We start from the raw sequence: 26,287 nt of genomic DNA, 5'->3' as shown, positions 1-26,287 counted from the left end.
ACCGCAACCGGAAACCCGCGCCCCGCCGGCGAATGAGCCACAACCGGAAACCCGCGCCCCGCCGGCGAATGAGCCACAACCGGAAGCCCGCGCCCCCTCGGCGAGTGAGCCGCGACCGCACACCCGGACCGCGCCGGCAGCCGCTGCCCCGCGCGGCCACCGGCCCGCGGCGCGGGCCGGCAGGTGCGGGAAGCCGCTGCCCCGCACGGCTACCGCCCCGCGGCGCGCAGGGTGTGCAGGCACTGCTCGTACTCCTCGGCGTCGATCTCGCCGCGCGCGAACCGGTCGGCCAGCACCTTCTCGGCACCGTGGTCGCGGTGCGCCGGCCGGCGGATCACGGCGGCGACGAGGGCGCTCACCAGAAGCAGCGCCAGGACGACCAGCAGCCAGGCCGATCCGGAAGCCGTCAGGTGCGGATGGTCGTACATCATGGCTGCACTCCTTTCCCCTTCCCACGGTGAACCGGGCGGGGTGGGCGGGTCAGGGCCGGAGGACCCGGCCCGCCGGGGCGACGGCCCATCGGCCCCTGCGCCCCGGACCATCGGCCGTGTCCGGCCTCGGTGATCCGTCCATAACGTACGGTCATGGGAGAGGCCTTCGTGTCAAGGGAGCACCGCACGGTCGTGGTCGGGGTCGACGGTTCCACGACCTCCAAGGTCGCTGTCGACCTGGCCGTGGCCGAGGCGGGCCGCCGTTCGGCACGGCTGCTCATCGTGCACGCCTGGCCGGGCAGTTACCGGGGCCGGTCCCGGGCCACCGGCGTGCACCGCGCCGAGGCGGAGGGCAGCCGGGTGCTGGCGGCCGCCGCCCAGCACGCCGCGGCCGCCGACCCCACCCTCGTCGTCGAGACCGAGCTGCGCCCCGGCGTCCCCGGCGAGGCGCTCGCCGCCTGCGCCGAGGGTGCGGGACTGCTCGTGGTCGGGCACCGCGACAGCCAGGTCAGCCGCGCGGACTGGGGGTCCACCACCAGCCGGCTGGCCCGGCTCTGCCCGTGTCCGCTGCTGGTGCACCGCGGCCGCGCCGGGCTGCCCGGCCCGGTCGTCGTCGGCGTCTCCGGGCGGCCCGCCGAACCGGCCCTCGGGTACGCCTTCGTCCAGGCCGCGCTGACCGGGGCCGATCTGATCGCGGTGCACGCCTGGCGGCAGCCGCCGGAGCGGCGGAACCGGCACCCGTTCCCGATCGGCGGCGCCGACCCGCGGCGGCGGGCGATGGCCGAGTCGCTGGCCGCCGCCCTGGCCGAGTGGTCCTGGCGGCTGCCGCAGGTCGCCGTCCAGTCGCTGCTGGTGCCGGACGTCGACGCCCGGTACACGCTGCAGCGGGCCTCCCGGCGCTCCCGGCTGCTGGTGGCCGGCGCCGGTGGCCGCGGCGAGCTGACCGAGCTGATCGGCGCGTCGCTCGACCGGGCCGGCGGCCAGCACGGCGTGTGCCCGGTGCTGCTGGTTCCGCCGGGCTGGCCGGTGGCGTTGCCGGGCAGCCCGCGGGCCACGGCGGGCCGGATCACCGGCTGAGCCCCGCCGGGCGACCCGGACCCCCGGCGAAGCGGAACCGCCGCCGGGCGACCCGGAGGCCCCCGGCGAAGCGGAACCGCCGCCGGGCGACCCGGAGGCCCCCGGCGAAGCGGAACCGCGGCCGGCCGGGCGGCTCAGTACGTGCCGAACGGTCCCACCGGCCCCTCCAGGTTCCGGTCGTCGAGGTCGTAGGAGAGGCTGGAGCGCACCTGCACCACCCCGGCGACCTGGTGCGTCAGGCGCTCGGCCAGGTCCGCCGAGGACCAGCGGCCGACCCGGCCGGCGAGGGTCACCGCGCCCTCGGCGACCGTCACGGTCACCCCGTCGGCCTCCTCGGCCAGGAACTCGCGCAGCACCGTGTTGCGCACGTCGGCGCGGATGTCGTCGTCCGAGCGCAGATAGGTGCGCAGCAGGTCGGTGCGGGAGGCGATGCCGACGAGCCGGCCGGCCGCGTCGGTGACCGGCAGCCGCTTGACGCCGGTGCTGTCCATCAGCCGGGCCGCCGCGGCGATCGGCGTGCCCTCGCGCACCACCACGGGCGGCGCGCTCATCAGCTCGGCGGCGGTACGGGCGGTGGCCTTGGCGCGCTCGCCGCGCCGGCGGCGGCCCTCGAAGATCCGGGGCTGGTCCTGTCCGCCGTACTCGATCTTGCGGAGCAGGTCGGCCTCGGAGACCACCCCGGTGACCCGGCCGGAGCCGTCGACCACCGGCACCGCGCTGATCCGCATTTCCACCAGCAGGTCCACCACGTCCCGATACGAGGTCTGTTCGGCGACCGACACCACGTCGCGGGTCATCACGTCACCGACCGTCCAGGTCCTCACGTCGATCCCTCCTTCGCCTGCGGTTCTCCCCTCACGGTGACCACCTCCCGGCCCGGCCAGTAGGGACTTGCGGCCCGAACCACGCGGGAGTGGTGGGGACCTGTGGCACTGCCCGCGAGACCACCGGCCGGGCCACGATGGTGAAGCCGGCGACGGCCGCCGTACCGCCAGGGCCGACGGCGGCGCCGCACACAAGGCGAGCCGACGACGGCACCGCGGGAGGAGGCCGATGAGCACCGGTCCGGCCGATGCCCTCGCCGCGGACGGCCGGATCGTGTCGATCCGGCCGGTGACCGCGCGCGACCGGCGCGCCATCGCCGCCCTGTACGAGCGGGCCTCGCCGGAGAATCTGCGGCTGCGCTTCTTCACCTGGCCGACGCCGGCGACGCTGGCCGCCGAGGTGGACCGGCTGTGCCGCCCGCAGTCGGGCCGGTTCCTGGCGATGCTCGCCTGCGAGGGCGACGAGGTGGTCGGGGTGGCGTCCTGCGACCGGACCGGGGACGGTCCGCGCGGTGAGTTCGCCGTCCTGGTCGCCGACCGCCATCACGGCCGCGGCATCGGCACGCTCCTGCTGGAGCATCTGGCCGCCCGTGCCCGCCGGCACGGCATCACCGCGATGACCGGTGAGGTGCTGCCCGGCAACACCGGCATGCTGAAGGTCGCCCGCGACCTCGGGCCCGGCTGCCGGCCGGCGTTCGGCGAGGGTGTCATGGACGTCGTGGTGGACATCGGCGACGACCGCACCCGCTCCGCGATCGACCACCGCGACCGGGTTGCCGGGCACGCCTCGCTGCGCGCCTTCTTCACCCCGGCCTCGGTGGCGGTGGCCGGCGCCGGCCGCCGCCCGGGCGGCGCCGGGCACGAGACGGTCCGGGCCCTGCAGGAGTACGGGTTCGCCGGCCGGGTGTACGCGGTGAACCGCAGCGGCGCCCCGATCGGCGCGACCCCCGGGTACCGGAGCCTGCGTGATCTGCCGGAGCCGATCGAGCTGCTGGTCGTCGCGGTGCCCGGGGACGACGTCGCGGACGTGCTGCGCGACGGGGCGGCGGCGGGCGCGCACGCCGCGATCGTGCTGACCCCGGGCTCGGGCCGGGCCGCGCGCACCGACCTGCTCACCCTCGCCCGGTCGCTCGGCATCCGGGTGATCGGCCCGGGCAGCCTCGGGGTGCTCAACACCGCGCCGGCGACGCGGCTGAACGCCGGCCTGTTCCCGGTCACCCCACCGGCGGGCGGGCTGGCCGTGGCCACCCAGTCCGGGGCCGTCGCGCTGGCCCTGATCGAGAACGCCGCCCGGACCGGGTGCGGCATCTCCAGCGTGGTCACGCTGGGCGAGAAGGCCGACGTGACCGGCAACGAGCTGATCAACTACTGGTACGACGACCCGGCCACCCGGGCCGTCGCCCTGCACCTGGAGTCGTTCGCCAATCCCGGCCGGTTCGCCCGCCTGGTGCGCACGCTGTCGTACCGCAAACCGGTGCTGGCCGTGCGTGACCCGCGCTCGCCGGCCACCGTGGACGCGTTGTTCGCGCAGGCGGGCGTGGTCCGTACCGACAACTGGGCGGACCTGATGGACGCGGCCCGGATGCTGACCGGCCAGCCCCTGCCGGCGGGCCGGCGGCTCGCCGTGGTCAGCAACGCCGGGGACGTCGTCGCGGGCCCCGGCCTCACCGGCCGGACCGTCGAGGTGGAGGCCACCGCGTCGGCCGCGCGGTTCGCGGCGGCTGCCGCCGACGCCGAGGGCGACATGCTGCTGCTGGTCGTCGCCGGCACCCGGGTGAGCCCGGCGGTGAAGATCCTGGACGCGCTGGGCGTGGTGGCCGACCGGCGCCCGCAGCTGCCGGTCGCCGCGGTGGTGATCGGCGGCGAGGGCCCGGCGCAGCTCGGCAACCGCGGCGCGCCGGTCTACGACCTGCCGGAACGCGCCATGCGGGCGCTCGCGCACGCCGCCGACTACGCGGAGTGGCGGCGGACCCCGGCGGGATCGCCGGTGGAGCCGGGCGACGTCGATCCGCACCGGGCGCGGACCGCGATCGCCACCGCGCTGGCCCGCGGCGGCGGGCGGCAACCGGCCGGGCGCACCGCGGCCGTCCTCGCCGCGTACGGCATCCGCCTCACCTGGGAACCGGCCGGATCGGCCGTGCACCTGGTGGCCGGCGCGGTGCACGACCCGCTGCTGGGCGCGCTGGTGCTGCTCGGTGACGGGCCGGCGCAGGTGCCCGGCGACTGGACGCTGGGGCTGGCGCCGCTGAGCGAGCTGGACGCCGGCCGGATGTGCCGGTCGCTGCGCCGCGCGCCGCAGCTGAACCTGACCACCGGCGCGGCCCTGGCGGATCTGCTGCTGCGGCTGAGCCGGCTGGCCGGCGACCACCCCGAGATCGCCGGGGTTGATCTCGACGTGCAGGCCGGGGCGGACGGCGTCCGGGTGGTCGACGCCGACCTGCGGATCGCCGCGCCCGGCGCGGAACCGGACCCGGCCCTGCGCCGGCTGCGCGGCCCGGAGACGCTCTGAGCCGGCCCGGCGCCTGACCCGCCGCCGCACGACCCGGACGGGAAGCCCGGCGGCCGGCGCCCGCGGCGGGCGCCGGCCCCGCGCGCTCAGGCCCGCGCGTCCGCCATCAGCCGGGTCAGGTCGACGAGCCGGCTGGTGTAGCCCCACTCGTTGTCGTACCAGCCGAACACCTTGGCCACGGTGCCCCGCGCCCGGGTCAGCCTGGCGTCGAACACGCACGACGCCGGGTCGCCGACCACGTCGGTGGAGACCAGCGGCGCCTCGGTGTAGCGGATGATGCCGCGCATCGGTCCGGCGGCGGCCGCCGCCACCGCCTCGTTGATCCGGTCCGGGGTGGTCTCGGTGGCCAGGGTGAGCGTGAGGTCGCTGATCGAACCGTCGACGACCGGGACCCGCAGCGCCACCCCGTCGAGCCGGCCGGCCAGCTCGGGCAGGACCAGGCCGACCGCCTCGGCGGCGCCGGTGCTGGTCGGCACGATGTTGACCGCGGCGGCCCGGGCGCGGCGGGCGTCGGTGTGCGGCGCGTCCAGCACGTTCTGGTCGTTGGTGTACGCGTGCACCGTGGTCAGGTTGCCGCGCTCGATCCCGAACGCCTCGTGCAGCACCTTGACCAGCGGCGCGACGCAGTTGGTGGTGCACGACGCGGCGGAGACGATCTGGTGCCGGCCGGGGTCGTAGGTGTCCGCGTTCACGCCCGGGACGAGGGTGGCGTCGACGTCCCGGCCCGGCGCCGAGATCAGCACCCGGTCGGCGCCGGCCTTCAGGTGCAGGGCGGCGTCGTCGCGGTCCCGCAGCCGGCCGGTCGCCTCGATCACCAGGTCGATGCCGAGCTCACCCCACGGCAGCCCGTCCGGCGTGCGCGAGGCGAACGTCGGGATCCGATGCCACCCGACGATCAACTGGTCGTCGTCGTGGCCGATCTCGGCGTCGATACGACCGAACGTGGAGTCGTACTCCAGCAGGTGGGCCAGCGTCGCCGCGTCGTACAGATCGTTGATCGCCACCACCCGCAGACCGCTGTTGACCATGTCCTTGGAGGTCAACCGGCGCAGGTAGTTACGGCCGATCCGGCCGAAGCCGTTGATCGCGATGCGATATGTCATCGTCGTCCTCCCCTTGCTTCTCTCCCCTCAGCGTCGTCCGGTCACCCGGGCACGGGCAGGGACGAAGGTCCCGGGCAGCGGTGGGCGCCGGCCGGCGGGGCGCACCCGCCCCGGACCGGACGGCCCGGCCGGACAGGCCGTGCCGCTCTACCCGCGGCGGCGCGGGCACGGTGTCATGGAGGGCGAGGAACCCTCCTCCCCACGGCGTCGCATCACCCTCCCCAGGGCCGACGAGATACGCGCCCGCACCGGAGGTCCCGGACGGCCCCGCCGTCCGGGACCTCCGATTTTTCCCGTTCAGTCGCGTCGGCGCCGGGCGTCACGGGCGGCCAGCTCGGCCATCGCGTCCCGGTACTCGCGCTTGCTGATCTCGCCGGACGCCAGCCGGGCGAACAGCACCTGGTCCGGTTCCGGCGCCGGGGGCATCCCCAGCAGCGCGGCCAGGCAGGGGTCGACGGCGGGCGGCGGTTGCGGCGGGCGCGCCGGGCGGGTCAGCGCCAGCTGCGCGGCCGCCCGCACGGCCAGCAGGACGCAGAAGAAGATCACCAGGGCGTCCATGGGCGTCATCCCGTCCCGGCCGGGCCACGGCCGGTCACCGGGGCCCGGCGGCTCGCGCCACCGCCCGGACCGTTCATGGCGGCCACCTCCTCGTGCCGGCGCCGTGCCCCGCCGGCGGTTCGGCCCGGACTCTCAGCCGGCGCCGCGGACCACGACCACCGGGCAGCGGGCGTGCTGGACGCACTGCTGGCTGACCGAGCCGATCAGCGCGCCGGCGAACGCGCCGTGCCCGCGGCACCCGAGCACCAGCAGAGCGGCCCGCGCCGAGGCGTCGATCAGCACCTGTGCCGGATGCCCGGGCAGGACCGTCTCCACCACGTCCACATCCGGCGGCTGGTCACCGAGGATCTCCCGCACCGCCGTGGACAGCATCTTGCCGGCCGTCTCGGCCATCTCCTCGTCGTACGGGACCGCCGGCGCCCAGCCGTAGTACAGCGGGATGTCCCACGTGGTGATCACGTTCAGCCGCGCCCCGGTGAGCCGGGCCTGCGTCGCGGCCCAGCGCAGCGCCCGTTTGGCCGACGGCGAGCCGTCCATGCCGACGACGATGTCGCCGTGGCGTACCTCAGAGGGGTCCGCTTCCTCGAAACCGAGCCATCACACACCTCCCTTGTCCTGATCCTTCAGCATCCGCCGCCGAGGTTGCGACCGGACAGGGCCGCCCGGATTACCGCACCCGGGACCTCGTCCCCTGACCGCCGGCCGGTGTCCGGTACGACGATCGACAGGGGGACTGGGAGGCAGCGATGATGCACACTCCGGCCATCGTCGTCGGCACCGACGGCACCGGCTCCGGCACGGCCGCGGTGCGCTGGGCGGCGCGCGAGGCGGACCGTCGTGGCCTGCCGCTGCTGGTCCTGCACGTCCTGGAATGGGACTGGGCGGTCTCGCGCTACGACTTCAGCGGCGAGGCGTTCACCGCGGCGCGTGACCACGCCCGCACCGTGATCATGGAGGCCGCCCGGGTCGCCGGCGAGGCCGCGCCGGACGTGGCGATCGAGCTGCGGGTGCCGGTCGGCCGACCGGCGCCGCAGCTGCTCGACGCCTCGGCGGGCGCCGCGCAACTGGTGGTCGGCGACCGCGGCCGCGGCGGCTTCACCGGCCTGCTGCTGGGCTCGGTGAGCCGGCGGATGGCCGCGCACGCCCACTGCCCGGTCGTCGTGGTCCGTGGCCGCGCCGATCCGGGGCGTGGCCCGGTCGCGGCCGGCGTGGACGACAGCGACTCGGCCGACGACGTGCTGGGCGCGGCGTTCGCGGCCGCCGACGCACGCGACGCCGACCTGGTCGTGGTCCGCTCGTACGTGCCGGCGATGGCCGCGCACCTGGGCAACATCCCGCCCACCGGGATGGCGACGCCGGACCAGGACGTCGTGGAGCGCGACCGGCTGGCCCGGCAGCTGGAGCCCTGGCAGGGCAAGTACCCGCACGTGCCGGTGCAGACGCTGGTGTCACACGAGAGCGCGGCGGCGATGCTGGCCGAGGTGTCGCACGGCACGCAGCTGATCGTGGTCGGCAGCCACGGACACGGCGTGCTGACCGGGACGCTGCTCGGCTCCACCGGCACCCAGTTGCTGCATCACGCCGACTGCCCGGTGCTCATCGTCCGGGGCTGACCGGTCCACCGGCCACCCGGCCCGGCGCGCGGGCACCGCGCCGGCCGTCCTGCGGCGATCGGGGTGCCGTGGAGCCGTGGCCGCCCCTGCGGAATACCCGGTGCGGGGCCACCGCGACCGGAGCTCACCCGGCGTTGAAGTTGTCGCTCACCTCCGCCTGCAGGCCGCGCATGGCCTCGTCCAGCAGGCCCTTGACCGCACTCCGGTCACCGGCCGAGGCCGGGACGGTGATCTCGGCATGCACCACGCTGCCGCCGGCCGGCGCGTCCTCGACACGGGCGAAGCCGTACACCCCGCGCTGATCCGACCCGCGCCAGTCCACCTGCAGATCCTCGGTGGAGATCTCCACCTGGTAGTCGTGCACCCGCTCCCCCGTGCGGATCTTCACGGCTTCGGTGCCGGCCGAGTCGACCCGCACGGCGCCGGAAAGCCACCGCGGCGCCCGTTCCGGGTCGGTCAGCACACCGAACACCACCTCGGCGGGCCCGGTGAACCCGTACGAGCCGCTGACCCCGGTGGTCTGCGCCGCCACACCCTGCCGTCCGCTGCTCACTGGTGACCTCCCGCTGGTTTCGCGCGATCCGTGCCGTCGTCGTGGATCTCGGATTCCCCGGGCCGGGCCTGGTATGCGCGGCGCGCCGGAAAAGCCGCCGGATCCGGGGGCACGGCGGGCGGCGCGCCCGGCCGGGTGCGCCGCCGCGGGCGCCAGGGCCTCCCGGCCACCGTTCACGGGGCCGGGACGCGGGCCGGTCGGCCCCTCTTCTTTAAAGAAGCCTTGCTGCCCTTTACGCTTCGATGGTCGTCAGTGTTATCTGGCGCGGGCGCCGCCGTCGGGTACCGACACCACCCGCTCCGCGGCGCCGCACCCTGGCAACCTCCGGTGTCCCCGGACGCCGGAACGACATGGACGGACCCGAATGAGATCCCTCCCGCCCCGCGGGACCGGCAAGGTCCTGCTGTCCGCGATCCTCTCCCTGACCACGGCCGGCGCCCTGCTGGCCGTCACCGGCCGCGCCGCGTCGGCGGCCGCTACCGGTCAGATCACCGGGCTGGCCGGCAAGTGCATCGGCGCCGCCGGCGGCAACACCGCCAACGGCACCGCCATCGACCTCTACTCCTGCGTCGGCGACCCCACCCAGCAATGGACCCTCCCCGGCGACGGCACCATCCGCACCGCCGGCAAATGCATGGACGTCTCCGGCGCCGGCACCACCGACGGCACCAAAGTCCAACTCTGGGACTGCAACGGCACCCCCGCCCAGCAATGGATCCACAGCAGCGCCCGCGACCTGGTCAACCCGCACGCCAACAAATGCCTCGACCTGACCGGCAACTCCGCCGCCGACTTCACCGTCACCCAGATCTGGACCTGCACCGGCGGCGCGAACCAGAAATGGACCGTACCGGCCGGCACACCGTCCGATCCGGGCGGCTTCGTGGTGACCGAGGCGCAGTTCAACCAGATGTTCCCCGGCCGCAACGGCTTCTACAGCTACAGCGGGCTGGTCGCGGCGATGCGGGCCTACCCGCAGTTCGCCACCACCGGCAGTGCCACGGTGCGCCGGCAGGAGGCGGCCGCGTTCCTGGCCAATGTGCACCACGAGACCGGCGGCCTGCAGTACGTGGTGGAGCAGAACACCGCCAACTACCCGCACTACTGCGACTGGGGCCAGCCCTACGGCTGCCCCGCCGGTCAGGCCGCCTACTACGGCCGCGGTCCGATCCAGCTGTCCTGGAACTTCAACTACAAGGCGGCCGGTGACGCGCTCGGCATCGACCTGCTGACCAACCCCTGGCTGGTGCAGAACGACGCCGCGGTGGCCTGGAAGACCGGTCTGTGGTTCTGGATGACCTCGACCGGGGCGGGCAGCATGACGGCGCACAACGCGATGGTCGGCGGCGCCGGCTTCGGGCAGACGATCCGCACCATCAACGGCAGCCTCGAGTGCAACGGCGCCAACCCCGCCCAGGTGCAGAGCCGCGTCGACGCCTACCAGCGGTTCACCCAGATCCTCGGCGTCCCGGCCGGCAACAACCTCTACTGCTGACCCTCCGGCACGAGAAGGAGTACGACCAGTGGCGTCCACAATGCTCCGCGGGCTGCTCGCCGTCGTGGCGGCGGCGGCCACCGTGCTGCCCGCCGGGGCGGCGCACGCGGCCCCGCCGGTGGGCCAGACCATGACCGGCAGGGCGACCTTCTACAACGACAGCGGTTACGGCGCCTGCGGGACGCCGATCAACGCGGCCACCGAGATGCTCGTGGCGGTCTCGCACACCTGGTGGACCTCGGCGAACCCCAACAGCGACCCGCTCTGCCAGGGGTACTCGGTGCAGGTGACCTACAACGGCAAGACGATCACGGTGCCGGTGCGGGACAAGTGCCCGTCCTGCGACGCCACCCACATCGACCTGAGCCAGGCGGCGTTCGCCCAGTTCGCGTCGACGAACCCGGCGAACACCCCGGGCGTTCTCGACGTCAGCTGGAAGTTCGTCACCGCCGGTGGTGGCGGTGGCGCCCGCACCGGTCAGATCACCGGGCTCGCCGGCAAGTGCATCGGCGCCGCCGGCGGCAACACCGCCAACGGCACCGCCATCGACCTCTACTCCTGCGTCGGCGACCCCACCCAGCAATGGACCCTCCCCGGCGACGGCACCATCCGCACCGCCGGCAAATGCATGGACGTCTCCGGCGCCGGCACCACCGACGGCACCAAAGTCCAACTCTGGGACTGCAACGGCACCCCCGCCCAGCAATGGATCCACAGCAGCGCCCGCGACCTGGTCAACCCGCACGCCAACAAATGCCTCGACCTGACCGGCAACTCCGCCGCCGACTTCACCGTCACCCAGATCTGGACCTGCACCGGCGGCGCGAACCAGAAATGGACCGTACCGGCCTAGCGTGCCCGGGTGTGCCCGCCCGGCCGGCATCGCCCGGCGGGCACACCGTCACCAGGTCTTCTGCAGCTTCTGCACCCCTGCCTCGATGAACTTCCCGAGATCCGCGTTCTCCTGCTCGGTGGCGTCGACCTTGGTGAAGGAGGCCATCACGTCACCGTGTGCGATCACCGCCATGGCGACCCGGGACGACCCCTCCTCGGAGTCCTTCGGCTCCGTGGTGACCAGCACGGCGATCGAGTCGTCGCCGGCCTGCGGGATCGACCACCGGGTGACGGTGGTCCTGGCGCTCTCGTCCTCGGTGACCGGGCAGCGTTCGAGCACCGCCCGGTACCGCTCGACCGCCTTGCCGGCCGCCTCCGCGCCGATCAGGTTGAGCGACTCGGACACCGTCGGACCGTCCGCGCCCTTCTGGTAGGCGACGGAGGCGGACCCGCCCGGGACGTCCGTGGTGTCCACCTCGGACGCGCACGGGTCGGCGGATTCGGCCGGGACCAATGCGGAGGTCGTGACGAAGCGGAAGCTGAGCGAGTATCCTTCCGGCGCCTCCTTCTCGGTGATCAGCGCCTGTTCCAGGGTCTCCAGGGACGGGCGATCGGCCACCGAGGACGGCGGCGCGGCGGCGGCGGGCGCCGCGATCGCCGTGACGACCGGCATGGTCGCCGCGATCGAGAGGGCCGCCGCGCCCCGCAGGGCGGCGCGTGTGGTCAAAGCTCCAGTGATTTTTCCCATTCCTTCACGGTAGCGTCCGATTTTTCGACCTTAGGGGGAAATGCGAAGAGCAGTGGGGGCGGAGCGATGGATCCGTCCACACGCGCCCACCCGTGCGCCGGCCGGGTGCCCGCCGGGTACCGGCCCCACCCTCCGGACCGGACCGTCCCGGCCGCCCGGCGTGACCCCGGCCGCGCCGGCGTCAGCACCGGCCGTCCGGGCAGTTCGCCGGCACCACCAGCGGCGAGCGCGCCGAGCACCGGGGCGGGCGGTCACGTCCGGATCGGTGGGCAGGCCGCTCCGGGCCGACGGGCCGAGCCGCTGCAGCGTCAGCGCGTCCGCGGCGTGGCCCGTGCCGCCACCGGCCGGTGGGCCGGTGGCGGCCCTCGGCGTCGCCGCCCTCACGCGGGGCCGGCGAGCCGGGGGCGGAACAGGACGTAGCCGAATGCCAGGCAGCTGACGGTGAGCAGCACGATCGGCGGCGGCGGGAAGAACCGGACCGAGAGGATGAGCGCCGCGAGCACGATGCCGAGGTTGAGCCCGGGCACGGCCCGGCTGTCGAGGAACAGGTGCGGCGCGCGGCGCAGCACGAGCAGGTTCAGCGCGCCGAGGGCGAAGATGAACAGCGCCATCGCCACGCTGAACCCGGTGAACAGTTGCCACAGGGTGCGGTCGAGTCCCGCGATGTCGACGTGGGTGGCGGCCATCGCCCGGCGGGCGGCCTGTTCGGCCGGCGGCGCGGCCACGGCGGCGCCCGCCACCACCGTGCCCGCGTGGGCGGCGCCGGTGACGACCAGCGACCAGGCTCCGATGGCGCAGGCGCACCGGCGCGCGGGCGAGATGCGAGGGCTCATGAGTTCTCCTGGGTGGCGGGTGCGGGGCGGGGAGCCGGTGGCTGCCAGCCGGCGGCGTCGTCGAACCCGCGCAGCGCGAAGCGGTCGGGAGTCATGCGGACGGTGAGGTCGCGCAGCGCCGTGACCGCAGCGGAGCGGCTCTGCGTGAGCCGGCCCAGCAGGCGCGACTGCCGGGCGAGGCGGGCGGCGCGGCCGGCTCGGGCCCGGTCGTACTCGGCCAGGCCGGCGCCGATCGACGACCCGCCGCCCACCGCGTGTGCCAGCACCACGGCGTCCTCGATGGCCAGGCCGGCGCCCTGGCCGAGATTGGGCTCCATGGCGTGCGCGGCGTCGCCGAGCAACGCCACCCTGCCGTGGTGCAGGCGCCGCAGCGGCGGGTGCACCGCCATGATGTCGTGGCGCACCAGGTCACCGGGCGTGATCGCGTCGAGCAGGGCCGGGATGGGGTCGTGCCAGTGCCCGAACCGGCGGCGGAGTTCGGCCGGCTCGTCCGCGCCGGGGCCGCGGGCGGCGCTGGTCGCGGTGGCGTACAGATAGACCAGGTCGCCGCCGAGCGGAACGACACCGAAGCGTTCCGCCCGGCCCCACGTCTCACTGGCCATGCCGCTCTCCGCCGACCGGGTACGCACCACGGCGCGCCAGGCGACGTATCCGCGGTACTCCGCGGGCGGCTGGGCCGGCCAGAGTGTCCGGCGCAGTTGCGAGTTGACGCCGTCGGCCGCGACGACGAGATCGGCGTGGACCAGCCGGTCGCCGCAGCGGATGCTCGCCCACCGGTCCGGGCCGCCGGCGTCGACGTCGGTGACGGTCACGCCCAGCCGCAGGCACCCCGGCGGCAGCGCGGAGGCGAGCAGCTCGACCAGGTCGGCCCGGAGGATCGCCAGCTGCGGACCACCGTGGCGCAGGATCACCTGTTCGGCGTCGGTGCGCGACAGCCACCGCCCGTCCACGCGGCGCACGCCCGTGCCGCGCAGGGCCACCGCCCGCGAGCGCAGCGCGTCGGCGAGCCCGAGGGCGTGCAGGGCCCGCACCGCGTTCGGTCCCAGGGTCAGTCCCGAACCGTTGCGCCGCCCGGCCGGGGACCGCTCGTAGACCGTCACCATCCACCCCGCGCGGTGCAGGGCAAGGGCTGCGGCCAGCCCGCCGATACCGCCCCCGGCCACCACCGCGGACCGCTGTTCCTCTACATCCATAGAGGCGACACTACAGTTGTAGAGGAACGAGAGACAAGCTCTACGCCGGTAGAGTGTGGTCATGATCTCCGCGCGGCACCGACTCATCGCCGACGCCGCCCTCGGCGTGCTGGCCCACCACGGTTCCCGGGGTCTGACGCACCGCGCGGTGGACACCGCCGCCGGCTTGCCGCCCGGCTCCACGTCCTACTACTACCGCTCCCGCGCAGCCCTGCTGAACGCCTGCGTCCAGCGCCTGGTGGAGGACGACCACACCGATCTCGACACGTTGGCCGGCCTGGTCGCGGCGGCGGACCCGGCCACCCTGGCCAGGTCCCTCGCCCAGGTGCTGCACCGCTGGCTGACCACCGGCCGGCAACGCCACCTGGCCCGCTACGAACTCACCCTGGAATCGGTGCGCCGCCCGGAGGTCGCCGCCGAGTTGCACCGGTCCGGCAGTGGCCTGCGCCGGCGGATCGCCGGGATCCTCGCCGACCTCGGCGCCGGCGACCCGCCTCGCCAGGCCCGATGGCTCGTCGCCTGCATCGACGGCATCGTCTTCGACACCATCGCCGGCGTCCACGCGAACGACCCGGTCGACGTCGCGGAACTCGAAGCCGCCGCGCGGGACCTGGTCGATGCCGTGCTACCCGCGCGCGCCTAGGCCGCCGCGCGGACCCTGGTCGATGCCGCGCTACCCGCGCCGCGCGTTAGCGCCGCGCGGGACCGGTCGATGCCGCGCTACCCGCGCGCGGCGGCTCTCCCCGGCCGCGCGGCCGGCGGCCGGGGAGAGCCGCCGGCCCGGTCGATCGGCGGCGCGCCCTCTCAGGCGGGCCCGCGCACGAAGACCGGCATCGTCGCCAGCGTCGTGGTGATCTGCGCGGTGGTGCCGCCCCGGTACGTGCGGTGGGTGAAGTAGTCGGTCCAGGTGGCGCCGGGCGGGAACCAGACCGTGGTGGTCGCGGTGGCGCCCGGGGTGGTCACCGGGGCGACCAGGAAGTCCGGGCCGAACAGATATTCGGAGCCGGCGAACGCGTACGCCTCCGGCTGGTCCGGGTAGGCCAGGTAGAGCGCCCGGGCCAGCGGCATGCCGGTACGGTTCGCCTCGCGCGCGGCCGCGTAGGTGTACGGCCGCAGCCGCTCGCGCAGCTGGAGGAACTTCGTGGCCGACGCCGCCGCCTCCGGGCCGTACTGCCAGGGCAGGCGGTCGCTGTGGTTGGAGTGCAGCCGGTCGATCGGCTGGAAGGTGCCGAACTGTACCCAGCGGGCGTACAGGTCGTCGGGGAGCTTCGTGCTGCCCGGCTCGCTGCCGGGCTCCTGCAGGCCGCCGGTGTGCCCGCCGATGTCGTGGCTGATCGCGGCGAGCCCGGTCGCCGCCGACTCGCCGGGCGTGTAGCCGACCTCGTAGCGCAGCGTCTGCCAGTTGGAGATGGCGTCGCCGGTGAAGTGCAGCGTGGTGCGCTTCTCCGCCCACGGGCCGGTCGGCACCGCGGTCGGGTTGCCGTAGCCGCCGGATTGCAGCGAGCCGTAGCCGCGGGAGAAGGCGAAGCCGTCCCGCTGGGCGTACTGCTGGTTGATCCAGGAGTCGGGGGTGACCCCGGGCAGCGACGAGCCGGCGTTGTCGCAGCACCAGTCCAGCCAGGTGAAGTCCTGCGGGAGGTCCTGGTGCAGCCAGAAGTAGGCGGCGAGCTGGTCCGGGTCGCCCCAGTCGAACACCCCGTTCTTGATCTTTCCCTTGGCGATGGCCTGCGCCTGCGCGAACTTCGGGTCGTTCTCCCGGATGCTGGGGTGGATGTTGTACGACAGGTGCAGGCCCTGCCCGTGCGCCCAGTCCAGGAAGCCGCGCGGGTCGGGGAACTTCGCCGGGTCGATCGCCCAGCCGTTCCAGGTGTCCGGCGACTTGAAGTCGGTGTCCACCACCAGCACGTCCAGCGGCACCCCGGCGGACTTGAAGCGGGGCACGATGGTCTGCTGGAAGTCCGCGGCGGTGCGGTCGTAGTACTCCGAGTACCACACGCCGTAGGCCCACTCGGGCAGCAGCGCGGTCGGGCCGGTCAGCGTCGAGAGCTCGCGCAGCGCGCGGGCGAAGTCCCGGCCGTACGCGAAGATGTAGCCGTCCTGCTCGGCCGCCGGACGCGCGGAGACCGTGCGGGTCGCCGGGTTCCACAGCGCCGAAGCGCTGTCGTCGAGCAGCGACCAGCCGTCCTGATAGAGCAGGCCGGCCTGGGTGAGCGCGCCGCCGTCGACGCCGTCGAGGCCGCGCCGGTACCCGCCGAGCGGCGCGTGCGGCGCCTTCAGCGCCGCGCCGGCCGGGGCCACCGCGACGGTGTCCACGTTGATGTGGCAGCTGTCGTCGGTCGGGCAGCCCAGCGTCACCGTGTCGGTTCCGGCTCCCAGCCGCACCGGGACGGCGACCGTACGCCAGTAGTCCCATCCGCTGGTCGGCGCGAGCGACACCGGCGTCCCGTTGACGGTGATGGTGCGCGACTGCACCGGCTGGCTGCCGGCCTCCGCGTTCGCGTACCGCAGTTGCACGGCATAGTCGCCGGCCCGCGGGATGCCGGTGATCGCGTAACTGCCGGACGCGCCGGCCCGCTCCAGCCCGGCCAGGAAGCCGTCCCCGGCGTAGCCGTTGTGGTCGGCGGCGCGCTTCGCCCCGCCGGTGAGCGTGCCGGTCTCCGCCTCGCAGATCGCGTCGAACGCGCACGGCCGGGCGGCCGGCGGCGCCGGTTGCGGGTACGCCTCACCGGGGCGGACGATCGCCAGGCTGTCGATGTTGACGTTGCCGGAGTCCGCCGCCGTCCGTACCACGGCGATCCGGTGCCGGCCGGCGCCGAGCGTGATCGGCGTCGCGGCGACCGCCCAGGTGTCCCAGGACCCGGTGGGCGCCAGGGTGATCCGCTGCGGGGCGCCGTCGTCGACCGTGACGCTGAGCGTGCGCGTGGTGTTCTGCCCGTCGCCGCCCTGCGCGTTCGCATACCGCAGGTCGAGGTGGTGGTCGCCGGCCGCCGCGACCGAGGTGCTGAAGGTCAGCGCGTCGCCGGCGCCGGTGAACCCGGCCGCGAAGCCGGTCCCGGTGTATCCGCCGTGGTCGGTCGCGGTCGCCGCCGGACGCAGCGTCTCGGCTTCGCACAGCACGCCGGGGGCGCAGGACGGCCCGGCCCAGGGCGCGGCGTCGACCCGCTGCGGGCCGGCCGTCAACCGTACCGAGAGGTTGTCCCCGGTGAACGGCCCGGAACCGATCAGATAGCGCAGCGTAACCGCACCCGTGTCGATGGTCAGCCACCCGTCGGCGATCTTCTTGCGTACGGGGCGTCGGCCGGACCGCGCCGACCCGAAGTCGGCCCGCCCGACCACGTTGAACGTGCCCGCGTCGGTGAAGCGGCCGCTCGTGGCGTACTCAGTGCGGATGAGCGTCGGCGACAGGACCTGGAACCTCGCGTTACCGACGGTGACCGTGGTGATGGCTGGCGCGGCCGCCTGGGCCGGGACCCCGCCCGGCAACGAGAGGACGGCGGCGGCAAGGACGGCGATGCTGCGGACGGGCATGGCGGCTCCCCGGCTCGGCTGGAGAGAACGCTCTCACGGGCTCACGATCTCCGTCAACAGTCTCGGCCGGCGGGCACGGCCGGCTCGTCCACAGGCGACGGCGCATCGACGTTCGGCGATGGAGCCACCCGATCCCGGCCCGGCACGAGCCACCCGATCCCGGCCCGGCTGGAGGGCGCGGCCCGACTCCGCAGCGCGTGGGAGGTCGTGGCCGGGCACGCGGCGGGCCGGCCCGGCGGCGGCCGCGGCTGAGCGCAACCGGCCGCCCGGACCCGCCGGTCGGCCGCGTTTTCAGGGCAGGCCGGGGCGGCGCACCGGAGCGGACGCCAGGGCCCGCTCGACCGCGGCCACACAGTGCAACCGGGTGGTGGCGAAGACCGGAACCTCGCTGTCGCTCTGGTCCACCAACAGTTCGATCTCCGTGCACCCGTAGACGATCCCGCGCGCCCCGTCGGCGACCAGCTGCCGGATCACCCGCCGGTACGCCTCCCGCGACCGCTGCGTGGTGATCCCCCGGCACAGTTCGTCGTAGATGATGTCGCTGACGATCCGCTGGTCCTCGGGGCCGGGCACGATCACCCGCAACCCGTGGCCGGCGAGCCGGTCGCGGTAGAAGTCCTCGGACATCGTGAACCGGGTGCCCAGCAGGCCGACCGTGGTCACCCCGGCCTCCTTGACCGCCGCCGCGGTCGTGTCGGCCAGGTGCAGCAGCGGGATGCCGATCGCCGCCTGGATCCGGTCGGCCACCTTGTGCATGGTGTTGGTGCACAGCACGACGAAGTCCGCACCGGCGGTCTCCAGCGCCCGGGCCGCCTGCCCGAGCGCCACGGCGGCCTCGTCCCACCGGCCCTGCGCCTGCATGGCCTCGATGGCGGCGAAGTCCACCGAGTAGAGCAGGCAGCGCGCCGAGTGCAGGCCCTCGGCCCGATCCTGCACGAGCTCGTTCAGGAGCCGGTAGTACTCGGCGGTGGACTGCCAGCTCATCCCGCCCAGGAGTCCGATCAGTTGCATCGACGACCTCGTCACCTCATCCGGATACGCCGGCCGCCCGGCTCGGGCGAGGCGACCGGCACACGACCGGCCCGGACTCGCACACCCGCCGGACGACCACAGCGGACTATCGCACCCGCGCGTCAGCGGCGTCCCGCGAATTTCCCCGGCCACGCCGGGGCGCCCCGGACGCGCCAGGCAGCCCGGACAGGCCAGGCAGCCCGGACGCGCCGGGGAGCCCGGACATGCCGGGGCGGCCCGGCCGCGTCACCGCAGCCGGGCCGCCCACCGCGCGGTCAGCCGCCGATCCGTCCGGCGGCGAACCTCGCCGCCTGCTGGACACTGCCGTTCCTCGGGTACGCCAGGTGCGCGGCGAAGTTGCCGCCGCCCCCGCAGACCGGGTCGCCGGTGTTGCAGAACTCCTTCGCCTTGGGACCGAAGACCGCGCTGCTGCCGGCGATCGTGCGCCGCTGCAGCCCGAGCGGGTTGCCGAAGACCACCACGGCGGAGATCCGGTCGGCGAGGTTCGCCGGGATCGCCTGCCCGCGGGTGCCGGCGCCGCGGATGCCCATGGCGATGTCGGTGACGCTGGCGCCCTGCGAGTAGCCGCCGATCACGAACTCGGTGCCCGGGCAGCTGGCCGCGACCGAGGTGATGTGCTGGGTCATGTTGGTCGCACCGGGCCCGGCGCTGGCCTGGCTCGCCGCGGCCGCGTAGACCACGGCGAACGAGCCCACCCGCTTGCCGGGCAGCTCGGCGGCGAGGGCCCGGGCCAGCGGGCGCCCCACGATGCCGAGCCCCTGCGGCTCTCCGGTGCCCCGGGCGAAGACCAGCTCCACATCGGCACAGTTGCTCGCGGCGGCGGCCCGGACCCCACCGGGCCGGGTGGGCTGCGTCTCGGCGAACGCCTGCGGGGCGAGGACCGCTCCGGCCGCCACCACCGCGGCGCCGGCACCGATCAGCGCGAAACGCCTACCATTACGTCGAGTGACCATGTGTCTCCCCTATCCGCCACCAGGCTTGCGCCCGGAAGTACGGAGGAGCCCGGTGGAGGGTTCACCGCCTGCGCAGGAATTGTGCACTCGGGATGCGGGGTCTATTCCGCGCCGGCAGTTCACCGATCACCCAATGTAGTGAATATCGCCGATGAGAGGCCGGCCGTCAGGCCATCCGGCTCAGGATGGCGCGGCCGACCGCCGCGACGGCGGGCAGCCGGTCGAGCGTGACCAGTTCCAGCACGCCGCTCGTGCGGGCGCACACCGCGTGCCCGTACCCGGCGCCGATCACCAGCGCGGCGAACTCGCCCGGCGCCGGGTCGTCGAACGCGATCACCGATCGGGCGCGGCCGGCCAGCTCCCGCACCGGCCCGGCGACGCCGTCCACCTCGTCGCCGCGGCCGGAGAGCATCACCACGGCGGCGCTGTCGGCGGCGACGCGGTCACGCAGGCGGGTCAGCGCGCCCGCGACCGAGCCGGCGGTCACCGTGGCCGGGGCCCGGCTCGCGGCGGCCGTCTCGAACGCGGTGCCGGTGGACAGGTGGAAGTCCGGTCGCGGGGCGCGCAGCAGCCGGGCACCGGCGGGGTCGTACCGGTGCGGCCGGTCGATCGGGCCGGGCCGGCCGAACAGCCAGCCCTGGCCCCACCGGGCGCCGAGCCGCCGGGCGGTGTCGAGATCGGCCTCGGTCTCGATGCCCTCGGCGATCACCAGCGCCGCCGTCCGGACCGCCTCGGCCCGCACCACCGCGCACACCGCGCGGGTGTGCTCGCTGTCCGGGTCGCGCAGCAGCCCCATGTCCAGCTTGATCACTTCAGGTTCCAGGATCGGCAGGAAGGCCAGCGACATCGGGTCGACGCCGACGTCGTCGAGCGCCAGACCGTTGCCCCACCGCTGGGTCTGTCCGGCGGTGCGCAGCATGGCGCCCGGCGCGGCCGGCAGGGCGCGCTCGGTGAGCTCGACGACCTGGCGGAACGGCAGCCCGCCGCGCACCATCTCGACCAGGCGCCGGCTCAGTGGCTGGTCCAGCACCGCGGGTTCGGCGTTGGTGAACAGCAGCGGCGGCGGCTGCCCGGCCGTGATCGCATGCTCCAGCGCCCGTTCCGAGCAGAGCAGGTCGAGCTCGCCGAGCCGGCCCGCCTCGGTGGCCGCGGCGAACAACCGGTCCGGGAACTGCAGCGCCGTCCCGGCCGGGCCGCGGGCCAGCGCCTCCAGGCCGACCACCAGCCGGCTGGACAGGTCGACGATCGGCTGGAAGAGCGGCTGCACCAGCCGGCCGGCCAGCACCGCGCCGATGGTCGTGCCGGACACCGGGGCGGGCGGCATCTCAACGGTCTGCGTCATGGAACTCCTCGGCCGACGGGATGTGCCCACCGTTATCGGCCCACGTTCCACGGGCTGTAGTGAAACGGCCGGGCCCGGCCCCGGATTGCTTCTGGGTTGCACCGTTCAGCGGTGCACCGTTCACGCCGATACGGTGGGCATGAACATCGAGGTTCCGGCCGGGCAGCAGCCCCTGGGCCGACTGATCGCCGCCCTCTCCCGGCAGCTCACCGCGCGGATGGCGATGGTGCTGGAGCAGCATGCGCTGACCGAGGCCGGATGGTGGCTGCTGACCGAGCTGGCCGTCGCCCCGGACGGTGGCCTGCCGCTGAACGAGGTGGCCCGCCGCGCCCGGCTGGGCGCGTCGACCGCCACCCTGCTCAGCGACCAGTTCGCCGAGCGCGGGCTGCTGGTGCGCGAACGCAGCCCGCAGAACCGGCGGCTGGTGCTGGCCCAGCTCACCGAGGCCGGGCGGCGCCGCGTGACCGAGGTCCGCGGGCAGCTCAACGAGCTGTTCGGCGGCACCTACGCCCGGCTCACGGCCGATGAGCAGCAGACGCTCAGCCGGCTGCTGACCCGGATGCTGGACCCCGATGACGCCGGCTGACCCGCGCCGCCACCGGCGGCCGTCCGGGCCCCTCACCTGCGACCGAGAGGCACACCGATGAGCACCACGATTCCCGGCTGGAACTACGAGCAGCCGACCGAGGAGACCATGCTCGGGGAGCTCGCCTCCGCGCTCGGTGGCGACGAGAACGCGGTGGCCGCCTTCGAGATGGCGTGCCGCCGGCTCGGCCAGCGCCGGCCGGTCGCCGACCCGGACGACCTGATCCGGGTCAGCGAGACGCTGCAGGAGCTCGGCGACCTGCTGCGGGTCACGGCACGCTCCGCGAAGATCCGGGTCAGCACCTATCAGGCGCTCCGCGCCGCCTACGCCCCGCGGTGAGCCGGGCGACCCGCGCGCCGGAGCAGCCGCTGCGGCCCCCGACCGGCCTGACGAAGAGGACGAACCACCGCGTGAACGAAAACCAGTCGTCGACCCCGGTACCGCGCCGGTGGGGCAACGTACGGATCAGCGTCAAGATCCTGATCGTCGTTCTCCTGGTGGCGGCGCTCGGAGGCGCGGTCGGCGTCTTCGCCCTCCACCGGATGTCCTCGCTGGCGAGGGCCGGCGAGGCCGAGTACGCGCAGACCCTGAAAACTCAGGCCGTCGCGGATGTGCGCTCGGCGTTCAACCGGGCCCGGATCAACTCGCTGGACTACCTGCTCGCCATCGACGCGCCGACGCGCGGTGAGGAGCGGGAGGACTTCGACACCGAGGTGGCCGGCGTGGCCGCGGCGGTGGCACGCTACCGGCAGCTGTCGAACTCCGCGACCGAGCTGGCCGACCTGCGGGCGTTCACCACCGCGTGGGACGGCTACACCTCGATCGTCACCGGCAGGCTGTTCCCCCTCGCCGACCAGGGGCGCGTCGCGCAGGTCCGCACGATCCGCGCCGACGAGGTGAGCCCGCTGGTCACCACCATGCGCAAGGCCATGACCGCGCTGAGCGAGGCCGCCGTCGCGCAGGCCACCGCGGCGCACCGGGCGGCGACCGCCGAGTACCGGCGGGGGCGGACCGTCGTGCTCACCGCGATCCTGGTGGTGCTGCTGATCAGCGCCGGCATCGCCGTCCTGTTCGCGCGCGGCATCACCCGGCCGCTGGCCCGCTGCGTCGAGGTGCTCAACCGCATCGGCGGCGGCGACCTGACCGCGCGTACCGCGCTCGGCGGCTCCGACGAGATCGGGGAGCTGGCCGTCACCCTCAACCGCACCGCCGAGACCGTGGCCGCCACCGTACGGCAGGTCCGCGACGACGCCCGGGCGCTGGCCGACACCTCCGGCCGGCTGTCGAGCCTCTCCGCGGAGCTCGCCGACTCCGCCCGGACCGCCGCCGAACAGGCCGGCTCGGTCTCCGCCGCGGCCGAGGTGATCTCCGCGAACGTGCAGACGGTAGCCGCCGGCACCGAGGAGATGGGCGCCTCGATCCGGGAGATCGCCAGCAGCGCCGGGGACGCCGCACAGGTGGCCGGGTCGGCGACCGCCGCCGCCCGGCGCACCAGCGAGACCATGGGCCGGCTGGGCCAGGCGAGCGCCGAGATCAGCGCGGTGATCAGCGCGATCACCAGCATCGCCGAGCAGACCAACCTGCTGGCCCTGAACGCCACCATCGAGGCGGCCCGGGCCGGCGAGTCCGGCAAGGGCTTCGCCGTCGTCGCCTCCGAGGTCAAGGACCTGGCGCAGGAGACGGCCCGGGCGACCGAGGACATCAGCCGGCGGATCGCGGCGATCCAGGGCGACACCGGCGCGGCGGTCTCGGCGATCGCCGACATCGGCGCCGTGATCGGGCAGATCAACGACTACGCGACGACGATCGCCGCGGCCGTCGAGGAGCAGACCGCCACCACCGGCGAGATGGGCCGCAACGTCACCGAGGCGGCAGCCGGTTCGGGTCACATCGCCGCCGACATCACCGCCGTCGCGGCGACCGCCCAGCAGACCACCCGCAGCGCCGGCGAGGCCCGGTACGCGGCCACCGAGCTCGCCGGCATGGCACACCGGCTCACCGCCGCGGTGGGCAACTACCAGGTCTGACCCGCCGCCACCCGGCCGGACGCCCGGGGCGGCGAGCCGGACTCACCGGACGCCGCGCCGGGCGGCGCTCCGGCGCGGCGGGTCACACGACGGCGCGGCCGGCGGCGCTCCGCCGTGGCGGGTCACGCGACGCCGCGCCGGGTCATGCGACGGCGCGGCCCGCGGCGCTCCGCCGTGGCGGGTCACGCGACGCCGCGCCGGTTCAGCACCGGGCCGTCCGGCCCGGCGGCCTCGACCAGGTCGGCCAGGTCCACGCCGGCCTCCTCCAGCAGCCGTTGCACGGTCGCTATCGCCAACCCGTCGATGACGTTGTCGCCGTGTGACAACCGGTAGAACTGGTCGCGCCCGCGCCGTACCGCCTCGACCCGCCAGCGACCGTCCGGCGTCTCGAACGCGCCCTCCACCCGCCCGGCCGGCGGCACGGCCGGCTCCGGATGCCGCCGGGCCGAGCCGGGCCCGCGGTCGGCGCGCAGCCCCCGCCAGGACGGGTGCCGCAGCCGCCCGTCCGGCGTCCAGTTGCGGAAGGCGACCTCGCCCACCAGCACCGGCTCCACCCAGTGCGCGTGCCGGCTGTGTTCGCGCGGCACGTCCGGCACCGGCGCGCTGCCGCGGTGCAGCGGGCCCAGCAGCTCCCGCAGCTGGCCCAGCATGGCGTCGGTGAACCCGGTGCCCACGTGCCCGGCGAACCGCAACCCGCCGTCGTCGCCGTGTACCGCCAGCAGCAGCGAGCCGACGGTGCCGGCCCGGCGTCCCGCGCCGGCCTTCCACCCGGCGACCAGCACCTCCTGGGTACGGACCAGCGGCACCTTCGTCCAGTCCGCCGACCGCTTCCCGGGCCGGTACGGCGCGCCCAGCCGCTTGGCCACGACGCCCTCCAGCCCACCGAGCTCGGCGGCGTGCAGCACCACCTCGCCGGCCGCGCCGGTGAAGTGCGGCGGGGTACGCACCCCCGGCGTGTCCAGGCCCAGCCCGGCCAGCCGCTCGCGGCGCCGCTCGTACGGCTCGTCCAGCACCGGGCGGCCGTCGAGCCACAGCACGTCGAACACGTAGTAGACCACCGGCACCGTGGCCCGCAGTGTCGCCGACGGCGCGGCGACGTGCATCCGGGTGGCCAGCCGGGCGAACGACGGCCGGTCCCCCGCCTCCAACGCGACGATCTCCCCGTCCAGGATCGCCCGCCGCCCGGGCAGCAGCTGCGCCAGCGCGGTCAGCTCCGGGTAGCTGCCGGTCACGTCGTTGCCGCGGCGCGACAGCGCGCGCACCCGGCCGTCGCGCAGGTACGTGATCGCCCGGACCCCGTCGTACTTGAACTCGTAGGACCAGCCGGCGCCGGCCGGCAACACCCCGGCGGCGGCCAGCATGGGCGCGATCAGGTCGGGCATGTCCGGCTCGACGGTCACCCGGACGGCGTACCCACCGGGGGTCACCCCGATGCCCGGTCCCGGCGAACTACAGCCGGGTAGTTCCGGAGAGCGCGCGGCTTCTCGTCAGTGGAGCTCGCCCGCCCGGTGCTCCAGCTCCGGCTCTCCCGGGGGAGCGTTCCGGCGCAGTACCGGGGGAGGAACGACCCAGGCGCCACCCACCGGCGAAGCGCCGGATCGTTCCGGACGTCCCTGAACCGGGGTGGGACGACAGGCGCGCAACCTACCGTGCCGCGCACCCACCGATTTGTCACGGCACGGGTCTACCCCGTTCCGGCCCGGCGCGCGAGCCCGCGCGACGACGGCGCGGCGAGCCGGCGATTGCCGGAGATGAAAACAGCCGTGGTCGCCCGCGCGCCGGGTGGATACGACCGTCGTCTCTGAGTAGTTTGGACATCATGGTCGAGGACGCGGAGCGCCCGGTGCTGCGCCGCTTCCTGCCTCTGCTGCTCGCCGTGCTGATCGCCGTCACCGGCGGCGCGGGCACCCCGGCGTCCGGCGCCGGCCGTCCCGCCGCCGTCGCGGCCGGGCACGCCGCGAGCGACGAGCCGGCCGGGGACACCGAGCCCGCCGAGGCGGTGGCCGCTGTCGTGGTCACCGGCCGGGAGCGCGTGCTGACCGAGCAGATCACCGCTGCGGTCCGCGTCTCCCGCGCGCCGCCCGCCAGCCTCGCCTGACCGCGCCGGCGAGCGCGGCCCGCGCCGTACCGAAGCAATCCGCACGCCGACCGGCCGCCGCCGGGCGGTGACCACCCTCCCTGCCGGCTGCCTCGCAGCCGTTTCCGCGCTTTCTCCGACGAAGGAGCTCCGACTGTGAACGTCGTGTCGCAGATGCTGTTGGCCGACCCGGTCGCGCCGGTGGCGATCTGGCTGGTGCTGGTTCTGGTCTCCCTTCCGGCGTTGCTGCTGCTGGCCAGCCCGCAGGCGCTGCGGCATCCGCGGCTTGCGGCGCTGGAGACGCTCGGCGTCGCGCGCCGTTACCGGCACGACCGGGAGCGCGCGCGGCGCCGGGCCGCCGAGACGGTCCGCTACGCCGACGAGGTGCGGGTCGCCGCCGCCCGGGCGCACGAGGCCGCCGGCCGCTGGCAGCGGCGGTGGGAGCAGGCCGAGGAGCGCTGCGACAGCGCGTGGCAGGCGTGGCAGCAGGCGGAACAGCGGGTGGGCCGGGCGCGGGCCGCGGCGGCGTTCGGCGTGCCCGGCGCCGCCCGGACCGCGGCCGACTACGCCGCCCGGGAGCGTCACCTGCACCGCGCGGTGCGCGCCGCGGTGGAACGCGGCGACCTGCCGGCCGCGGCGCTGACCGCCGCGGTCGCCGGGCGCGACGGCTGGGACCCGCGCCTGCACCCGGTGCAGCAGGAACTGGTCCTGCTGCGGGCCGTCGCCGCGCACCGGCACCGGCTGTTCCGGCAGGCCGCCGTCGCCGAGCGGACCGCCTGGCACGACGCGCAGCTGGCCGCGGCGACCCGCGACAGCCTGCGCCGGGAGGCCGCGCTCGCGCACGCGCGGGCCGACGCGGTCCGCCACGACCTGCCCGCCCGCGAGCACCGGGCGGCGCCGGCCGGCCGGGGCGCCTGGGTGCAGCGGGCCGCCTGACCCGCGGACGCCGCGCCCAGGCACGGCCGGAGGCC

Annotated in this window: 25 protein-coding genes; 11 read left to right on the top strand and 14 right to left on the bottom strand. The window is 75.0% G+C overall.

Annotation, left to right across the window (positions count from 1 at the left end; genetic code table 11):
- Positions 1–209: 209 nt before the first annotated feature.
- A complete protein-coding gene (locus ACTEI_RS15265; RefSeq protein ID WP_122978277.1) occupies positions 210–431 on the bottom strand; it encodes an SHOCT domain-containing protein in 222 nt (73 codons plus the stop codon).
- 153 nt (positions 432–584) lie between these two features.
- Between ACTEI_RS15265 and ACTEI_RS15260 the strand changes: the two genes are divergently transcribed.
- Complete coding sequence (locus ACTEI_RS15260; RefSeq protein ID WP_122978276.1) at positions 585–1,508, top strand: universal stress protein; 924 nt, start codon at positions 585–587, stop codon at positions 1,506–1,508.
- A gap of 134 nt (positions 1,509–1,642) precedes the next feature.
- Here ACTEI_RS15260 and ACTEI_RS15255 read toward each other — a convergent pair whose 3' ends face one another.
- On the bottom strand, positions 1,643–2,332 hold the full coding sequence (locus ACTEI_RS15255) for a CBS domain-containing protein (protein WP_122978275.1): 690 nt from the start codon (positions 2,330–2,332) through the stop codon (positions 1,643–1,645).
- A 229-nt stretch (positions 2,333–2,561) separates the two neighbouring features.
- On the opposite strand from ACTEI_RS15255, the gene ACTEI_RS15250 reads away from it, so the two are divergent.
- Positions 2,562–4,841 (top strand): GNAT family N-acetyltransferase, encoded by a 2,280-nt coding sequence (locus ACTEI_RS15250; RefSeq protein ID WP_122978274.1) that lies wholly within the window; start codon positions 2,562–2,564, stop codon positions 4,839–4,841.
- An 86-nt stretch (positions 4,842–4,927) separates the two neighbouring features.
- On the opposite strand, the gene gap is transcribed toward ACTEI_RS15250, so the two are convergent.
- The 3 genes from gap to ACTEI_RS15235 all read right to left on the bottom strand — a co-directional run bounded on the left by gap (position 4,928) and on the right by ACTEI_RS15235 (position 7,039).
- Complete coding sequence (gap, locus tag ACTEI_RS15245) at positions 4,928–5,944, bottom strand: type I glyceraldehyde-3-phosphate dehydrogenase (protein WP_122978273.1); 1,017 nt, start codon at positions 5,942–5,944, stop codon at positions 4,928–4,930.
- A 297-nt stretch (positions 5,945–6,241) separates the two neighbouring features.
- Positions 6,242–6,502, bottom strand: a complete 261-nt coding sequence (locus ACTEI_RS15240; protein ID WP_122978272.1) for a hypothetical protein — start codon at positions 6,500–6,502, stop codon at positions 6,242–6,244.
- A 132-nt stretch (positions 6,503–6,634) separates the two neighbouring features.
- Entirely contained in the window at positions 6,635–7,039 is a 405-nt protein-coding gene (locus tag ACTEI_RS15235) for a universal stress protein (RefSeq protein ID WP_122978271.1), read from the bottom strand.
- Positions 7,040–7,248: 209 nt separating this feature from the next.
- Here ACTEI_RS15235 and ACTEI_RS15230 point away from each other — a divergent pair, with 209 nt between their 5' ends.
- Positions 7,249–8,115, top strand: coding sequence for a universal stress protein (locus ACTEI_RS15230; protein WP_239082668.1), 867 nt, complete (start codon positions 7,249–7,251; stop codon positions 8,113–8,115).
- 124 nt (positions 8,116–8,239) lie between these two features.
- Here ACTEI_RS15230 and ACTEI_RS15225 read toward each other — a convergent pair whose 3' ends face one another.
- Positions 8,240–8,668: an SRPBCC family protein gene (locus ACTEI_RS15225; RefSeq protein WP_164465966.1), complete on the bottom strand. Its 429-nt coding sequence runs from the start codon at positions 8,666–8,668 to the stop codon at positions 8,240–8,242.
- Positions 8,669–9,032: 364 nt separating this feature from the next.
- Here ACTEI_RS15225 and ACTEI_RS15220 point away from each other — a divergent pair, with 364 nt between their 5' ends.
- Together ACTEI_RS15220 and ACTEI_RS15215 are read left to right on the top strand one after the other, a co-directional pair.
- Positions 9,033–10,163, top strand: coding sequence for a chitinase (locus ACTEI_RS15220; RefSeq protein ID WP_122978269.1), 1,131 nt, complete (start codon positions 9,033–9,035; stop codon positions 10,161–10,163).
- A 28-nt stretch (positions 10,164–10,191) separates the two neighbouring features.
- Entirely contained in the window at positions 10,192–11,016 is an 825-nt protein-coding gene (locus ACTEI_RS15215; protein WP_239082669.1) for a cysteine/serine endopeptidase inhibitor, read from the top strand.
- Positions 11,017–11,064: 48 nt separating this feature from the next.
- Here the strand turns inward: ACTEI_RS15215 and ACTEI_RS15210 are convergent, their stop codons facing one another.
- The 3 genes from ACTEI_RS15210 to ACTEI_RS15200 form a co-directional block, all read right to left on the bottom strand.
- Positions 11,065–11,724, bottom strand: coding sequence for a hypothetical protein (locus ACTEI_RS15210; protein ID WP_122978267.1), 660 nt, complete (start codon positions 11,722–11,724; stop codon positions 11,065–11,067).
- 401 nt (positions 11,725–12,125) lie between these two features.
- Positions 12,126–12,578 (bottom strand): LIC_13387 family protein, encoded by a 453-nt coding sequence (locus tag ACTEI_RS15205; RefSeq protein ID WP_122978266.1) that lies wholly within the window; start codon positions 12,576–12,578, stop codon positions 12,126–12,128.
- Positions 12,575–13,771: an FAD-dependent monooxygenase gene (locus ACTEI_RS15200; RefSeq protein ID WP_122978265.1), complete on the bottom strand. Its 1,197-nt coding sequence runs from the start codon at positions 13,769–13,771 to the stop codon at positions 12,575–12,577. The genes ACTEI_RS15205 and ACTEI_RS15200 overlap by 4 nt, the downstream gene beginning before the upstream one ends.
- 61 nt (positions 13,772–13,832) lie before the next feature.
- Between ACTEI_RS15200 and ACTEI_RS15195 the strand changes: the two genes are divergently transcribed.
- Positions 13,833–14,414, top strand: a complete 582-nt coding sequence (locus ACTEI_RS15195) for a TetR/AcrR family transcriptional regulator (RefSeq protein ID WP_122978264.1) — start codon at positions 13,833–13,835, stop codon at positions 14,412–14,414.
- Positions 14,415–14,575: 161 nt separating this feature from the next.
- Here the strand turns inward: ACTEI_RS15195 and ACTEI_RS15190 are convergent, their stop codons facing one another.
- The 4 genes from ACTEI_RS15190 to ACTEI_RS15175 form a co-directional block, all read right to left on the bottom strand.
- A complete protein-coding gene (locus ACTEI_RS15190; RefSeq protein WP_122978263.1) occupies positions 14,576–17,299 on the bottom strand; it encodes a TIM-barrel domain-containing protein in 2,724 nt (907 codons plus the stop codon).
- Between the two features lie 291 nt (positions 17,300–17,590).
- Positions 17,591–18,310: an aspartate/glutamate racemase family protein gene (locus tag ACTEI_RS15185; RefSeq protein WP_122978262.1), complete on the bottom strand. Its 720-nt coding sequence runs from the start codon at positions 18,308–18,310 to the stop codon at positions 17,591–17,593.
- Between the two features lie 275 nt (positions 18,311–18,585).
- Positions 18,586–19,284, bottom strand: a complete 699-nt coding sequence (locus ACTEI_RS15180; protein ID WP_122978261.1) for a cutinase family protein — start codon at positions 19,282–19,284, stop codon at positions 18,586–18,588.
- A gap of 166 nt (positions 19,285–19,450) precedes the next feature.
- Positions 19,451–20,626 carry an EAL domain-containing protein gene (locus ACTEI_RS15175; RefSeq protein ID WP_122978260.1) on the bottom strand — a complete coding sequence of 392 codons (1,176 nt, stop codon included), beginning with the start codon at positions 20,624–20,626 and terminating at the stop codon, positions 19,451–19,453.
- 139 nt (positions 20,627–20,765) lie between these two features.
- On the opposite strand from ACTEI_RS15175, the gene ACTEI_RS15170 reads away from it, so the two are divergent.
- From ACTEI_RS15170 to ACTEI_RS15160, 3 genes are all read left to right on the top strand, one after another.
- Positions 20,766–21,212 carry a MarR family winged helix-turn-helix transcriptional regulator gene (locus tag ACTEI_RS15170; RefSeq protein WP_122978259.1) on the top strand — a complete coding sequence of 149 codons (447 nt, stop codon included), beginning with the start codon at positions 20,766–20,768 and terminating at the stop codon, positions 21,210–21,212.
- A gap of 57 nt (positions 21,213–21,269) precedes the next feature.
- Positions 21,270–21,551, top strand: a complete 282-nt coding sequence (locus ACTEI_RS15165) for a hypothetical protein (protein WP_122978258.1) — start codon at positions 21,270–21,272, stop codon at positions 21,549–21,551.
- Between the two features lie 71 nt (positions 21,552–21,622).
- Positions 21,623–23,239, top strand: a complete 1,617-nt coding sequence (locus tag ACTEI_RS15160; RefSeq protein ID WP_164465965.1) for a methyl-accepting chemotaxis protein — start codon at positions 21,623–21,625, stop codon at positions 23,237–23,239.
- Positions 23,240–23,421: 182 nt separating this feature from the next.
- On the opposite strand, the gene ligD is transcribed toward ACTEI_RS15160, so the two are convergent.
- Positions 23,422–24,639 (bottom strand): non-homologous end-joining DNA ligase, encoded by a 1,218-nt coding sequence (gene ligD, locus ACTEI_RS15155; RefSeq protein WP_239082615.1) that lies wholly within the window; start codon positions 24,637–24,639, stop codon positions 23,422–23,424.
- A gap of 419 nt (positions 24,640–25,058) precedes the next feature.
- Between ligD and ACTEI_RS15150 the strand changes: the two genes are divergently transcribed.
- Positions 25,059–25,337 carry a hypothetical protein gene (locus ACTEI_RS15150; protein WP_145831068.1) on the top strand — a complete coding sequence of 93 codons (279 nt, stop codon included), beginning with the start codon at positions 25,059–25,061 and terminating at the stop codon, positions 25,335–25,337.
- Positions 25,338–25,472: 135 nt separating this feature from the next.
- Positions 25,473–26,252: a hypothetical protein gene (locus ACTEI_RS15145; RefSeq protein WP_122978255.1), complete on the top strand. Its 780-nt coding sequence runs from the start codon at positions 25,473–25,475 to the stop codon at positions 26,250–26,252.
- Positions 26,253–26,287: the final 35 nt, after the last annotated feature.

Source organism: Actinoplanes teichomyceticus ATCC 31121, from assembly GCF_003711105.1.
Lineage (GTDB): Bacteria > Actinomycetota > Actinomycetes > Mycobacteriales > Micromonosporaceae > Actinoplanes > Actinoplanes teichomyceticus.
Note: the sequence above shows the minus strand (reverse complement) of the source record. Positions and strands in the feature narration are given on the sequence as shown.